Consider the following 13,835-nt stretch of genomic DNA (forward strand, 5'->3'; position numbering starts at 1 on the left):
AGATTATGAGTGCGATTATTGTACAAGAATTATTAGATAAAACAAAAGATTTTTCGCTTGACGAAACTTTAGTTTTTTTAGCTAAAGAATATCCGGGGAAAGTGATTTTTTCCACTTCTTTTGGTCAGGAAGATCAGGTAATTACAGATTTTATTGCAAAAAGCAATACTAATATTACTGTTTTTACTTTAGACACAGGAAGATTGTTTCAGGAAACTTACGACGTTTTTCATAAAACATTGAAAAAATATAAAAGACCAATCGAAGTGTATTTTCCAGAAGCAACAGCAGTAGAAAATTTACTAAAAGCAAAAGGACCAAACAGTTTTTATGATTCGGTAGAAAACAGAAAAGAATGTTGTTTTATCCGAAAAGTAGTTCCTTTAAGGAAAGCTTTAGCAGGAAATTCAGTTTGGATCACCGGTTTAAGAGCTGAGCAATCTGAGAACAGACAAGATTTGAACTTATTTGAATACGACGGAGGTTTCGAAATCATCAAATTCAATCCATTATTAAAATGGAGTTTAGAAGAAGTTGAAACGTATTTATCAGAAAATAATGTTCCGCAAAATGCTTTACACAAACAAGGTTTCGTAAGTATCGGATGCGCACCATGTACAAGAGCAATTTTCCCTGGTGAAGATATCAGAGCCGGAAGATGGTGGTGGGAATCAAGCCATAAAGAATGTGGTTTGCATAGTGCTAAAAAAGAATAAAGCCTTTTTAGAATTAAGAGAAAAGAATTAAGTATTAAGAGAATAACAAAGTTGAAAGATTTAGGGTAACTCACAATAAAAATAAACCTGAAACTTAAAACTTGAAACAAAAAACAAAAATGAGTTCAGTATTAAAAACAAACGCTTTAGAGAGTGAAGCAATATACATTTTCAGAGAAGTAATTTCACAGTTTGACAAACCGGTTTTGCTTTTCTCTGGAGGAAAAGATTCTATAACATTAGTGCGTTTGGCGCAGAAAGCCTTTTTCCCTGCTAAGATTCCGTTTCCTCTATTGCATGTTGATACGGGGCACAATTTCCCTGAAACTATTGCTTTCAGAGATAAATTGGTAGAAGAATTAGGGTTGGAATTAATTGTTCGTAATGTTCAGGATGCTATTGATGAAGGAAAAGTGGTTGAAGAAACTGGAAAATATTCTAGTAGAAACAGCTTACAAACGATCACACTTTTAGATGCAATCGAAGAATTCAAATTTGATGCTTGTATTGGTGGAGCGCGTCGTGATGAAGAAAAAGCAAGAGCTAAAGAACGTATTTTTTCTGTTCGTGACGATTTTGGTCAATGGGATGAAAAAAATCAACGTCCGGAATTGTTTGATATTTTAAACGGAAAAATAGAAAATGGTCAAAACGTTCGTGTTTTCCCAATTTCAAACTGGACAGAATTAGATGTTTGGAGTTATATCGAAAAAGAACACATCGAAATTCCATCAATCTATTTTTCACATAAAAGAAAAGTTTTTTTGAGAGACGGTTTAATCTGGTCGCATTCTCCTTTTGTGTACCAAGAAGAAGACGAACAAATCGAAGAAAGAATTGTTCGCTTCAGAACCGTTGGAGATATGAGTTGTACAGCCGCAGTTGAATCCTACGCAGCAACAATCCAGGAAGTTGTTGGAGAAATCAGAGAATCAACTATTTCTGAAAGAGGAGCCAGAATCGACGACAAACGTTCTGAAGCCGCAATGGAAAAGAGAAAACAACAGGGTTATTTTTAATTGATAGTTAATAATTGACAATTGATAATTAAAAATTAGAATCAAGAAAACAAAAACATACAGGTTTAAATTTTAGTTCAAAGGCAAGCAACGTGAAACTTGTAACCTGAAACAAAAAAATAAACCTGAAACAAATATTAAGATGGAAGTTTTAAAAATAGCAACAGCAGGAAGTGTAGATGACGGAAAAAGTACTTTAATAGGAAGATTATTGTACGATACAAAATCATTGACTACAGATAAAATAGAAGCAATCGAAAAAAGCAGTAAACAAAAAGGTTACGATTATCTTGATTTTTCTTTGGCAACTGACGGATTAGTAGCCGAAAGAGAACAAGGAATCACCATTGACGTTGCGCATATTTATTTTTCGACGGCGAAGAAAAGTTACATTATTGCCGATACTCCGGGTCACGTAGAATATACCAGAAACATGGTTACAGGAGCTTCGACTTCTCAGGTTTCTATTATTTTAATTGATGCCAGAAAAGGGGTAATTGAGCAAACATACCGTCACTTCTTTATCAATAATTTGTTGCGAGTAAAAGAGGTAATTGTGGCAATTAATAAAATGGATTTAGTTGATTATTCTGAAGAAGTTTACAACAAAATCAAAGCTGATTTTCAGGCATTAAATGCTAAAAGTACCTTCAAAGAACAAAACGTAAGTTATATTCCGTTAAGCGCGATCAATGGCGGAAACGTAGTGGATCAATCGAAAGATATGCCTTGGTATACAGGTCAAACGGTTTTGGAACATTTAGAAGGATTACATTCTTCAGATGTTTTTGAAGCAGGAAAAGCACGTTTTCCGGTTCAAACGGTTATTCGTCCAAAAACAGAAGAATACCATGATTTTAGAGGTTACGCCGGAAAATTATATGGAAATTCAATTAAAGTTGGAGATGCCGTTACGGTTCTTCCTTCTTTAACCGAATCAAAAGTTTCAAAAATTCACTTTTTCGATAAAACATTTGATGAAGCCGTTGCAGGTTCTTCGATCACAATCGAATTAGAAAATGATATCAATGTGACAAGAGGTGATATGATCGTAAAATCATCTGAACTTCCAAAAATTGAAAAAGAAATCACCACAACAGTTTGCTGGATGGACAGCAAAAAATTGGTTGCGGGAACAAAATATATTGTACAGCATAACACTAACTCGGTTTTGGCAAAAGTAGAAAGTATCAAAAATACAATCTCAACAGATTATTCCGGAACAAAAGAAGCATCGCAATTGGCGATTAACGAAATTGGAGAAGTAACCATCAAATTAAGCAAACCTTTATATTTTGATGCTTACAACGAAAATAAATCAAACGGAGCTTTTATCTTAATTGATACAGCAACAAACACAACAGCAGGAGTAGGATTCATTCGCTAGTTTCACTGCTGTAAGCAATAAGCTTTAGGCTGTAAGCTTTTAGCAAAAAATGTATAACACGGTACGCAAGAAAGCCTACAGCTTATTGCTTAAAGCCTAAAGCATTAAAAAGAAATGGAAAGTTTTAGAACAGAAATAGAAAATCCGATAGTTCAAAAAGAGATTATCGATTTAGAAAAAAAGATTCATTTATTCCGTGGAGGAAAAATTGATGATGAACGTTTTCGTAGTCTTCGTTTAGCACGCGGAATTTACGGGCAACGTCAAGAAGGCGTACAAATGATTCGTATTAAACTGCCTTATGGTAAAGTGACCAGCGAGCAATTGTTGCGAATCACTAAAGTTTCTGACGAATATTCTACAGGACGTTTGCACATTACAACGCGTCAGGATATTCAAATTCACTATGTGAGTTTGGACAGAACGCCGGAACTTTGGGCAAATTTGGCTAAAGACGATGTTACATTGCGTGAAGCTTGTGGAAACACTGTTCGTAATATTACAGGAAGTGAATTAGCAGGTGTAGACGTAAACGAACCATTTGATGTTTCGCCTTACGCTCATGCTTTATTTCAATATTTATTAAGAAACCCTATTTGTCAGGAAATGGGGCGTAAATTCAAAATTTCGTTCTCATCATCTGATGAAGATACCGCCTTGAGTTATTTACACGATTTAGGATTTATTCCAAAAATTGTAGACGGACAAAGAGGTTTCAAAATCATGTTTGGTGGAGGTTTAGGATCTCAGCCAGCTCATGCTGAATTACTTTCAGAATTTGTACCGGCAAACGAAATCATCCCGACAGCAGAAGGAATCATCCGTATTTTTGACCGATACGGCGAGCGTGCAAAAAGAATGAAAGCCCGTATGAAATTCTTAATCAAAGAAATGGGAAGAGATGTTTTCCTTGATTTGGTTGAAAAAGAGAAAAAAGCAATCGCTTTTGAAACCTACGAAATTGATACCACCGCTTTTGACGGACCAATTGCTGAGCCATTATTGCAAGCTCCATCAGTTACAATCGAAGATACTAAAGCTTATGAAGCCTGGAAAAATTCAAATGTAATTGCTCAAAAACAAGCAGGTTATTACGCTATTGGAATCAAAGTTTTATTAGGAGATTTTTATACAGATAAAGCCAGATTATTAGCCGATTTAATTAAAAATTACGGAGCAAATGAATTACGTTTTTCATTGCGTCAAAATATTGTAATACGTCATATAAAAGAAGAGAATCTTCCTTTCTTTTATCAGGAATTAGCCAAATTAGACTTTGTTCATTTAGGTTATAATTCTACTGTAGATATTACGGCATGTCCGGGTACTGATACTTGTAATTTGGGGATTGCAAGTAGTACCGGTATTGCAGAAGAATTAGAAAAAGTGATCAGTGCAGAATATCCGCAGTACTTAAACAACCGCGAAATCGAAATTAAAATTTCTGGTTGTATGAATGCATGTGGTCAGCACAATATGTCAGCAATTGGTTTTCAGGGAATGTCTATCAATTCGGGAAAATTAGTAGCTCCGGCTTTACAAGTATTATTGGGTGGAGGAAGATTAGGAAACGGCGAAGGACGTTTTGCTGATAAAGTAATCAAAATTCCAAGTAGAAGAGGACCAGATGCTTTGCGTACGATCTTAAATGATTTCGACAAAAATGCAAACGGAGAAAAATTTCTAAACTATTACGATCAAAAAGGAGAAAAATATTTCTATGAAATTTTGAAACCTTTCGCAGATGTAACCAATTTAACAGAAGCTGATTTTATTGACTGGGGTAACGCAGACAATTACGTAAAAGCTGTTGGAGTTGGAGAATGTGCCGGTGTTGTGATCGATTTAGTAGCAACTTTATTGTTAGAAGCTAAAGACAAATTGACTTTCGCACAAGAATCATTCGACGAAGGAAAATGGTCAGATGCGATTTACCACGCTTACGCAGGATTTGTAAATGGAGCTAAAGCTTTATTACTTTCAGAAAACGAAAAAACAAACAATCACGCAGGAATTGTTGATTTGTTTGATAACGTTTTCATCGTAACAGGTAAAATAGAATTGGCAACATCATTCAGAGAATTAGTATATCAAATCAATCAAAATGAGCCTTCAGAAGCATTCGCAAAAGAATACATTCAACAAGGAATTGCATTTTTTGATATCATTGAAAAATATAGAGCTCAAGAATTAGCAAATGCATAATATCAAACCAAAAGTAACTTTAGTCGGTGCAGGTCCCGGCGATCCGGATTTGCTTACGCTGAAAGGCGCAAAAGCATTGGCTGAAGCGAATGTGGTTTTGTACGATGCATTGGCCAATGAAGAAATACTAGCTTACGCACCCAAAAATGCAATTAGAATTTTTGTTGGGAAGAAAATTGGGAATCACGCTTATACGCAAGATCAAATCAATCAATTAATTGTTGATAATGCTTTGACTTACGGAAATGTGGTTCGTTTAAAAGGCGGTGATCCGTTTATTTTTGGGCGTGGAAGCGAAGAAATAGAATTTATTGAAAGTTTCGGAATCGAGACGATTGTCGTTCCTGGAATATCTTCAGTAGTAGCAGTTCCCGCAAGTCAGGGAATTTCAATTACAAAAAGAGGCGTTTCAGAAAGTTTCTGGGCAATTACAGGCACAACTTCTGACAGAAAATTATCTGCCGATATTGCCTTGTCTGCAAAATCATCAGCAACAGTGGTTATTTTGATGGGAATGCACAAATTGCTTCAAATTATCGATTTGTTTCAAAAAGAAAACAAAGGAGATTTGCCCGTAGCGATCATTCAAAACGGAACAACCAAAGATGAAAAATTGGGAGTTGGAACAGTAAATTCAATTTTGGAAATTGTAAAAGATAAGAAACTAAGTTCACCAGCCATTATTGTTCTTGGAGAAGTGGTAAGACAAAGCAATAAATTAAAAGGCTTTTACGAAGAGTTTCTATCGAAGGAAATCATTCGATAAAAGTTCCGGAGGAACGATTTATATTGTAGCGCTGGGTTTCAACTCAGGGAATGCGAAATTATGATTTTGGATTTCAATCTAATGACGCAAAGTATTAAATTTATTAGGTGAAAAACCTCCGAATTTAATTCGATAAAAAATAAATCATCTAATTTTGATTTAGATGAAAATAAATTAAAATGGAACAGAATGAATTATATCCAATATTCTTAAAGCTTCACAATCTAAATGTGTTGATTGTAGGTGGAGGAAATGTGGGATTAGAAAAGCTTTCTTTTTTGCTAAAGTCAAGTCCAAATGCCAATGTTGAGGTGGTAGCGCCCGATTTTCATTTAGAAATTAAAGTTTTAGCCGAAAATCATCCTTCAATTAAATTGACGGAAGCGAAGTTCAAAAAGAAAATGCTCAAAAAGCGCCATATGGTAATCGCTTGTACCGATGATTTAAAAGTCAACAAAAAGATATACGATTTATCCCGAAAGCGTTATTTGATTTGCAATATTGCCGATACGCCAGATTTATGTGATTATTATTTAGGCGGAATCGTAACAAAAGGAAATGTAAAAATCGCCATTTCGACCAACGGAAAATCCCCAACAACCGCCAAAAGGTTAAGAGAATTTTTCGAAGAAGTAATTCCGGAAGATATCAATCAAATGGTAGAAAATCTGAATGAATACCGCAAGACATTAAAAGGCGATTTTGAAGAAAAGGTTAAAAGAATGAATGAAATAACCAATTCATTAAAGAATAAAGAATAAAGAGCAAAGAATAAAGAATAACAAAAGTCCCGTAGGGACGAATTATATTGTAGCGTCGTCCCGAGGCTTCGGGATTAACCCGATGAAAAATTACACAAAGAAATCAATGACAAAAATCATTGGCAGTAGAATAATTTATTCGTTTCTTTGTATTATTAAGAATGATTATAAACAACAAACATAATGATTAAAACAGATATACTTATAATTGGAGCAGGACCAACAGGTTTATTTGCCGTTTTCGAGGCAGGATTATTGAAATTAAAATGCCACATTTTAGATGCTTTGCCACAAGCAGGAGGGCAACTTTCAGAATTGTATCCAAAAAAGCCTATTTACGATATTCCTGGTTTTCCGGAAGTTTTAGCAGGAGATTTAATTGATAACTTACAAGAACAAATTAAGCAGTTTGAACCAGGTTATACATTAGGAGAAAGAGCTGAAACCATCGAAAAACAAGAAGACGGAAGTTTTATCGTAACCTCAAATAAAGGAACTAAATTTCACGCGCCGGTTATCGCCATCGCTGGAGGTTTAGGAAGTTTTGAGCCTCGTAAACCACTTATAGAAGATATCGAGTTTTATGAAGATAAAGGAGTAAAATACTTCATCAAAAATCCGGAGAAATTCAGAGATAAAAGAGTTGTAATTGCCGGAGGAGGAGATTCAGCATTAGACTGGTCAATTTTCCTGGCCAATGTAGCTTCAGAAGTAACTTTAATTCATAGAAGAAACGAATTTAGAGGAGCTCTTGATTCTGTAGAAAAAGTACAGGAATTAAAAACTGCCGGAAAAATTAAATTAATTACACCAGCAGAAGTAATCGGAATCAACGGTGCTGAGCATGTTGAATCGTTAGATATCGAAGAAAACGGAGCACACCGTAAAATCGAAACAGATTATTTCATCCCACTTTTCGGATTGACGCCAAAATTAGGCCCAATTGCAGACTGGGGATTAGAAATCGAGAAAAATGCAATCAAAGTAAACAATGCGTTAGATTACCAGACAAACATTCCGGGAATCTTTGCCATTGGAGATGTAAACACCTACCCAGGAAAATTAAAATTGATTCTTTGTGGTTTCCACGAAGCAACTTTAATGTGCCAGGCCGCGTATCAAATCATCAATCCAGGTAAAAAATACGTATTAAAATATACAACAGTTTCTGGAGTAGACGGTTTCGACGGAACTCGTAAAGAAGCACCTAAGGCAGTTGTGAAAGCGATTGTTTAGTTTGAGGGGCTAAGGTTCTAAGGTACTGAGACGCTAAGGTTTTTATATTGAAAGCTCAAACTTATGGTTTGGGTTTTTTTTTAGCTTAGTCGCTTAGAACCTTAGCATCTCAGAACCTAAAAAAAACGTATCTTTGTGATATATAAATTTTGATTATCATGAATTTAGAAGCGAGAAAATATCAATTTATTCAAGAATTGGTTAAGGTCGAGGATGAGAGCGTTTTAGAAAAATTGGAACTAGTTTTGAAAGCAAATCAAAGTGATTGGTTTGATGAATTATCAGAATCAGAACAAACTGAAATTCAAATTGGATTAGATCAGGCTGAAAAAGGCGAATTTACAAGTCATGAAGATGTTATGAAAAGATTTTCAAAATGGCATTAAGATTTATTTGGACTTCACAAGCTGTAAAAGGTTTTAATAAGGTTATTGATTATTTAGAAGCGAAATGGACAGCAAAAGAAATTTTAAACTTAGAAAATAAAATTCAACAAGTTATCAATCAAATTAATCTTAATCCAGAACAATTTCCAAAATCTAAAAAAAGCGAATCTTTATACAAAGCAATAGTAGATAAAAACAATTATTTAGTTTATAAATTAAATAAAGAATCTAATATTGTTGAAATTATTAACTTTCGAGGAACAAAGCAGAGACCTAAACATTAGCTTTATTCAACCTTAGAACCTCAGAATCTTAGCCCCTCAGAACCTTATAAAAAAACATTTGCAAATCGCAAGGCTATTTCATACCTTTGCACCGTTCCTAAATTTATTGAAAGTTATCACGAAAGGCGGAGGGATAGACCCGATGAAACCTTAGCAACCCTTTATCATAAAGAAGGTGCTAAATTCTACTTTACACTAATTCATAGTATTAAAGATAGATAACACAAATACATAAAGTATTTCCTCAACTTTTCCTGACAACCTTACAATATTATTTTACTGAATTTACAGTTTAATGAGCGAATCATTGGCGCATTTATGCCAACATCGTTCCCGCTTTTCGTTGCAATCTTTTGTCCGCCGCGGCGGACAAAAGGATTTCCACTTCAATCGGGGCTAATTAGCCGGCAATAGTGAATTCTTGGAATCAATGTGAATCAAAACGCGTATCCTAAAAGGTTTTCATCCCGAGGCTTCGGGACTGTTAGGTATGTTTTAATAATAGAATAAAAAAGCTTAGTGTCTTAGCGTCTTCGTGGCAAAAGGCAAGCAGTCATGGCAATAACAATTCAGGAAGCAATAAAAAAAAATATCCTAATCCTTGATGGAGCAATGGGAACCATGTTGCAACGCTATAACTTCTCCGAAGAAGATTTCAGAGGAGAGCGTTTCAAAGATTTCCCACATCCGTTAAAAGGAAACAACGATTTACTATCCCTAACACAACCACAAGCAATCCGCGATGTTCATGCCGCTTATTATGAAGCTGGTGCTGACATTGTAGAAACCAATACTTTTTCAGGAACGACAATCGGTATGGCCGATTATCATATGGAAGATTTGGTTTACGAGTTAAACTACGAATCGGCAAAAATTGCAAAACAAGTAGCCGACGAGTTTACCGCTAAAAATCCAGAAAAACCACGTTTCGTAGCCGGTTCAATCGGACCAACAAACCGTACAGCAAGTATGTCTCCAGACGTAAATGATCCGGGTTACAGAGCCGTAACGTTTGATGATTTACGAATTGCCTACAAACAACAAGTCGAAGCTTTAATGGATGGCGGTTGTGACTTACTATTGGTAGAAACCATTTTCGATACATTAAATGCCAAAGCAGCACTTTTTGCAATCGAAGAAGTAAAAGACGAACGTAATCTTGATATTCCAATCATGGTTTCAGGAACGATTACAGATGCTTCAGGAAGAACACTTTCAGGGCAAACGGTTGAAGCGTTTTTGATTTCAGTATCACATATTCCATTATTAAGTGTAGGTTTCAATTGCGCTCTTGGAGCCGATTTGTTGAAACCGTATTTAAAAACATTATCACAGCATACACAGTTCAACGTTTCGGCACATCCAAATGCAGGTTTGCCAAACGCATTCGGACAATATGATGAAACGCCAGAGCAGACTCAGGCCTTAATCAAAGAATATCTAGACGATAATTTGATCAACATTATTGGTGGTTGCTGCGGAACAACTCCGGATCATATTCGATTAATTGCTGAGGTTGCGAAGGATTATAAGCCGAGAGTGGCGCCGGTTTTTGCGTAAAGGTTACATTTCCAGTAAGGTTTAATTAATTGTGCAATTCACAAGTATAAAAGAAAATAAATGGAATTAAAAGATATTTTAACTGTTACGGGATTGTCAATAACATTGGCAGGTATTATAAATGGTATTCTTTATCAATATATTTTTCTTCCAAAAGTTAATAGAACTTTCAAAAAGTTTGAATTTGATTTAAAGCAAAAAGATTTAATTAATCAAGAACAATGGAAGCACAAAAGAGATGCTTGCTTTAATGCTTTAAATATTGCGGATGCTTTATTAAGTAATTATAAATATCCAAATATCAAAGAAGGAGATATTAAACCAGGAAAAATAACTACAGAAGAAGTAAGAAAGTGTTTTAATGATTTGGCATGTTCCTGTAAAGATACTATAGTAATTGATTTGCTTAAAAAAATTATGTTTGATTCAGTTAGTCCTGATATAATCGTTGATTTAAGAAATGCTGTTCGTATGGAATTAGAGTTCGGTAATACAGAATTCGATAAAGACCGAGATAAAGCTTTTGTGGGAAAAGTGGGAGCAGATAATGAATTGAAAAAATGAAATATTATCTGATTTTTTAGATAATATGATCTAAAGTTTTATAAATCGTCTTTTGAAACCGAGTTCGCGTGAGGGATAGAAGTGGATAGCCCACAGCCTGACGAAGGAAGAGCGAGGACTAGGAACGGATAGCCCGACCCGGAGGGACACGCCCAAAATAATAAACAAGAATACCTACAAGGTTTTGAAAACCTTGCAGGAATAGAAATAGAGAATAAAAAAACTTAGAATCTAATCATCTTAGAATCTTAGTAACTTAAAAAGAAAATGGCAGAAAAAAGAAGAGACCTTGTATTAGCAGGATTAGAACCATTGATTATTACGCCCGAAAGTGTTTTTGTAAACGTTGGGGAACGTACGAATGTAACAGGTTCACGAAAATTCCTTCGCTTGATCAAGGAAGAGAAATATGACGAGGCGCTTGATATTGCAAGACAGCAGGTAGAAGGTGGAGCACAGATCATCGATATAAATATGGATGAAGGAATGCTTGATGGTGTTCAGGCAATGACAAAATTCCTGAATTTAATTGCATCAGAACCGGATATTTCGAGAGTGCCGATTATGATCGATAGTTCGAAATGGGAAATCATCGAAGCAGGTCTTAAAGTAGTACAAGGAAAAAGTGTTGTAAACTCGATTTCGTTGAAAGAAGGAGAAGAAGCTTTTATTCATCATGCTAGATTAATTAAACGTTACGGGGCGGCGGCCATTATCATGGCTTTTGACGAAGTAGGTCAGGCGGATAATTTTGACCGACGAGTAGAGATTTGCCAGCGTTCGTATGATATTTTGGTTAATAAAGTTGGTTTTCCTCCGCAGGATATTATTTTCGATTTAAATATTTTTCCCGTTGCAACGGGAATGGAAGAACATCGCTTGAATGCTTTGGACTTTTTCAGAGGTACAAAATGGGTTCGCGAAAACCTGCCTCATGCGCATATCAGCGGTGGAGTGAGTAACGTTTCGTTTTCTTTTAGAGGAAATGATACGGTTCGTGAAGCGATGCACTCGGTGTTTTTATATCACGCGATTCAGAACGGAATGACGATGGGAATTGTGAATCCGGAGATGCTTTCGATTTACGATGATATTCCGAAAGACTTATTAGAACACGTTGAAGACGTAATTTTAAATAGACGCGACGATGCGACAGAGCGACTTTTGGATTTTGCTGAAAACGTAAAAGGCGAAGTAAAAAGTGACGAAAAAGCGATTCAGGAATGGCGTTTAGGAACGGTTCAGGAGCGTATTACGCATTCGTTAGTAAAAGGAGTTGATGCTTTTATTGAAGAAGATGTTGAAGAAGCACGTTTGGCGGCAACAAAACCAATCGAAGTTATCGAAATCAATTTGATGACAGGAATGAATGTCGTTGGAGATTTATTCGGAAGCGGAAAAATGTTCCTGCCTCAGGTAGTAAAATCGGCACGTGTAATGAAAAAAGCAGTTGCTTATTTATTGCCTTATATTGAAGCCAGCAAACAAGCCGGAGACAAACAAGGAAACGGAAAAATATTGATGGCAACCGTAAAAGGCGACGTTCATGATATTGGTAAAAACATCGTTTCGGTGGTTTTGGCGTGTAACAATTACGAGATTGTAGATCTTGGTGTTATGGTGCCTCCGGAAAAAATTATTGCGGCGGCCATTGAACACAATGTAGACATTATCGGTTTAAGCGGACTGATCACACCTTCACTTGACGAAATGGTGTATTTGGCAAAAGAACTAGACAAACAAGGAATTAAAATCCCAATTATGATTGGTGGAGCAACGACTTCGCGCGCGCATACTGCCGTGAAAATTGCACCTCAATATAGAGAAACTGTTATTCACGTAAACGATGCTTCGCGCGCCGTTACCGTTGCAGGAAATCTATTAGATCATAACCGAAAAATATATGCAAGCGATATTCGTGCAGAATACGATTCGTTTAGAGAAACGTTTTTAAATCGTTCACGAGATAAAAACTTCCTGACGATTGAAGATGCCCGTAAAAACAAATTACCGTTGGATTGGTCTGAATATACTCCAACTAAACCAAAGTTTATTGGCAAACAAATCGTTGAGGTTGATTTAGATGTTTTAGTTCCGTATATCGACTGGACGCCATTTTTTCAAACCTGGGAATTGCACGGAAAATATCCTGCGATTTTAACGGATGAGGTTGTGGGTAAAGAAGCAACTTCTCTTTTTGCTGATGCTCAGGCAATGCTTAAAGTAATTTTGGCCGAGAAAAAACTAAAAGCAAAAGGTATTTATGGAATTTTCCCTGCAAATCAGGTCGATGATGACGATATCGAATTGCGTGATGAAAACGGAAAAGTTCTGGAGAAATTCTTAACACTTCGTCAGCAGTCACAAAAAACAAAAGGTGCTCCAAATATCGCTTTAGCTGATTTTATTCTTCCAAAAGAAAGTGGCGTAACGGATTATATGGGCGCATTTTGTGTAACAACTGGTTTTGGTGTAGATGAATGGGCAGCGGAATATGAAAAGAATTTAGACGATTATAATTCGATTATGGTGAAAGCGCTTGCGGATCGTTTTGCTGAGGCTTTCGCCGAATATCTTCACGAAAGAGTTCGTAAAGATTTCTGGGGTTATGATAAAGAAGAATCTTTAACCAACGAAGAATTGATTAAAGAAAATTATAAAGGAATTCGTCCGGCGCCAGGATATCCGGCATGTCCCGATCACCTGGAGAAACCAACGATTTGGAAACTTTTAAATGTTGCCGAAGAAATTGGAGTGACTTTGACAGAAAGTATGGCGATGTGGCCGGCTTCATCAGTTTCCGGTTATTATTTTGGAAACCCAAAAAGCAGGTATTTCGGACTCGGAAAAATAAAAGAAGATCAGGTAGTAGATTATGCCAAACGACGCAACGTACCAACAGATTACGCCATGAAATGGTTAAACCCTAATATAGCAGATTAAAAATTAGT

12 protein-coding genes and 1 riboswitch are annotated in these 13,835 nt (G+C 35.9%); all 12 genes read left to right on the forward strand.

Going from position 1 to position 13,835, the window contains the following annotated elements:
* Positions 1 to 5: 5 nt before the first annotated feature.
* The 12 genes from ASD98_RS19910 (at position 6) to metH (ending at position 13,827) form a co-directional block, all read left to right on the forward strand.
* Complete coding sequence (locus tag ASD98_RS19910) at positions 6 to 716, forward strand: phosphoadenylyl-sulfate reductase (protein WP_056207849.1); 711 nt, start codon at positions 6 to 8, stop codon at positions 714 to 716.
* A 119-nt stretch (positions 717 to 835) separates the two neighbouring features.
* The gene (cysD, locus tag ASD98_RS19915; RefSeq protein WP_056207852.1) at positions 836 to 1,735 is read left to right on the forward strand and encodes a sulfate adenylyltransferase subunit CysD; all 900 of its coding nucleotides are present in this window, start codon (positions 836 to 838) and stop codon (positions 1,733 to 1,735) included.
* A gap of 142 nt (positions 1,736 to 1,877) precedes the next feature.
* Positions 1,878 to 3,122 carry a sulfate adenylyltransferase subunit 1 gene (locus tag ASD98_RS19920; RefSeq protein WP_056207855.1) on the forward strand — a complete coding sequence of 415 codons (1,245 nt, stop codon included), beginning with the start codon at positions 1,878 to 1,880 and terminating at the stop codon, positions 3,120 to 3,122.
* 114 nt (positions 3,123 to 3,236) lie between these two features.
* Positions 3,237 to 5,327: a HEPN domain-containing protein gene (locus tag ASD98_RS19925; RefSeq protein WP_056207858.1), complete on the forward strand. Its 2,091-nt coding sequence runs from the start codon at positions 3,237 to 3,239 to the stop codon at positions 5,325 to 5,327.
* Positions 5,320 to 6,093, forward strand: coding sequence for a uroporphyrinogen-III C-methyltransferase (gene cobA, locus ASD98_RS19930; RefSeq protein ID WP_056207860.1), 774 nt, complete (start codon positions 5,320 to 5,322; stop codon positions 6,091 to 6,093). Before ASD98_RS19925 ends, cobA begins: the two co-directional genes overlap by 8 nt.
* A 179-nt stretch (positions 6,094 to 6,272) precedes the next feature.
* On the forward strand, positions 6,273 to 6,854 hold the full coding sequence (locus ASD98_RS19935; RefSeq protein WP_056207863.1) for a bifunctional precorrin-2 dehydrogenase/sirohydrochlorin ferrochelatase: 582 nt from the start codon (positions 6,273 to 6,275) through the stop codon (positions 6,852 to 6,854).
* Positions 6,855 to 7,037: 183 nt separating this feature from the next.
* On the forward strand, positions 7,038 to 8,090 hold the full coding sequence (locus ASD98_RS19940; protein ID WP_056207865.1) for an NAD(P)/FAD-dependent oxidoreductase: 1,053 nt from the start codon (positions 7,038 to 7,040) through the stop codon (positions 8,088 to 8,090).
* Positions 8,091 to 8,248: 158 nt separating this feature from the next.
* Complete coding sequence (locus tag ASD98_RS19945; protein ID WP_056207868.1) at positions 8,249 to 8,476, forward strand: hypothetical protein; 228 nt, start codon at positions 8,249 to 8,251, stop codon at positions 8,474 to 8,476.
* On the forward strand, positions 8,467 to 8,760 hold the full coding sequence (locus ASD98_RS19950) for a type II toxin-antitoxin system RelE/ParE family toxin (protein WP_056207871.1): 294 nt from the start codon (positions 8,467 to 8,469) through the stop codon (positions 8,758 to 8,760). Before ASD98_RS19945 ends, ASD98_RS19950 begins: the two co-directional genes overlap by 10 nt.
* Positions 8,761 to 8,870: 110 nt before the next feature.
* Positions 8,871 to 8,985, forward strand: a riboswitch (SAM riboswitch).
* Between the two features lie 330 nt (positions 8,986 to 9,315).
* Positions 9,316 to 10,320, forward strand: a complete 1,005-nt coding sequence (locus tag ASD98_RS19955; RefSeq protein WP_056207875.1) for a homocysteine S-methyltransferase family protein — start codon at positions 9,316 to 9,318, stop codon at positions 10,318 to 10,320.
* Between the two features lie 60 nt (positions 10,321 to 10,380).
* On the forward strand, positions 10,381 to 10,884 hold the full coding sequence (locus ASD98_RS19960) for a hypothetical protein (RefSeq protein WP_056207877.1): 504 nt from the start codon (positions 10,381 to 10,383) through the stop codon (positions 10,882 to 10,884).
* A 267-nt stretch (positions 10,885 to 11,151) separates the two neighbouring features.
* The gene (gene metH / locus ASD98_RS19965; RefSeq protein ID WP_082577901.1) at positions 11,152 to 13,827 is read left to right on the forward strand and encodes a methionine synthase; all 2,676 of its coding nucleotides are present in this window, start codon (positions 11,152 to 11,154) and stop codon (positions 13,825 to 13,827) included.
* Positions 13,828 to 13,835 lie beyond the last annotated feature (8 nt).

The organism is Flavobacterium sp. Root186 (assembly GCF_001428525.1).
GTDB lineage: Bacteria > Bacteroidota > Bacteroidia > Flavobacteriales > Flavobacteriaceae > Flavobacterium.

Bases quoted from the DNA above. Each gene is read 5' to 3' on its own strand.
- ASD98_RS19910 (WP_056207849.1), top strand. From the start codon at position 6: ATGAGTGCGATTATTGTACAAGAATTATTAGATAAAACAAAAGATTTT.
- ASD98_RS19960 (WP_056207877.1), top strand. From the start codon at position 10,381: ATGGAATTAAAAGATATTTTAACTGTTACGGGATTGTCAATAACATTG.
- ASD98_RS19950 (WP_056207871.1), top strand. From the start codon at position 8,467: ATGGCATTAAGATTTATTTGGACTTCACAAGCTGTAAAAGGTTTTAAT.
- ASD98_RS19940 (WP_056207865.1), top strand. From the start codon at position 7,038: ATGATTAAAACAGATATACTTATAATTGGAGCAGGACCAACAGGTTTA.
- ASD98_RS19925 (WP_056207858.1), top strand. From the start codon at position 3,237: ATGGAAAGTTTTAGAACAGAAATAGAAAATCCGATAGTTCAAAAAGAG.
- ASD98_RS19935 (WP_056207863.1), top strand. From the start codon at position 6,273: ATGGAACAGAATGAATTATATCCAATATTCTTAAAGCTTCACAATCTA.
- metH (WP_082577901.1), top strand. From the start codon at position 11,152: ATGGCAGAAAAAAGAAGAGACCTTGTATTAGCAGGATTAGAACCATTG.
- ASD98_RS19955 (WP_056207875.1), top strand. From the start codon at position 9,316: ATGGCAATAACAATTCAGGAAGCAATAAAAAAAAATATCCTAATCCTT.
- cysD (WP_056207852.1), top strand. From the start codon at position 836: ATGAGTTCAGTATTAAAAACAAACGCTTTAGAGAGTGAAGCAATATAC.
- ASD98_RS19920 (WP_056207855.1), top strand. From the start codon at position 1,878: ATGGAAGTTTTAAAAATAGCAACAGCAGGAAGTGTAGATGACGGAAAA.
- cobA (WP_056207860.1), top strand. From the start codon at position 5,320: ATGCATAATATCAAACCAAAAGTAACTTTAGTCGGTGCAGGTCCCGGC.
- ASD98_RS19945 (WP_056207868.1), top strand. From the start codon at position 8,249: ATGAATTTAGAAGCGAGAAAATATCAATTTATTCAAGAATTGGTTAAG.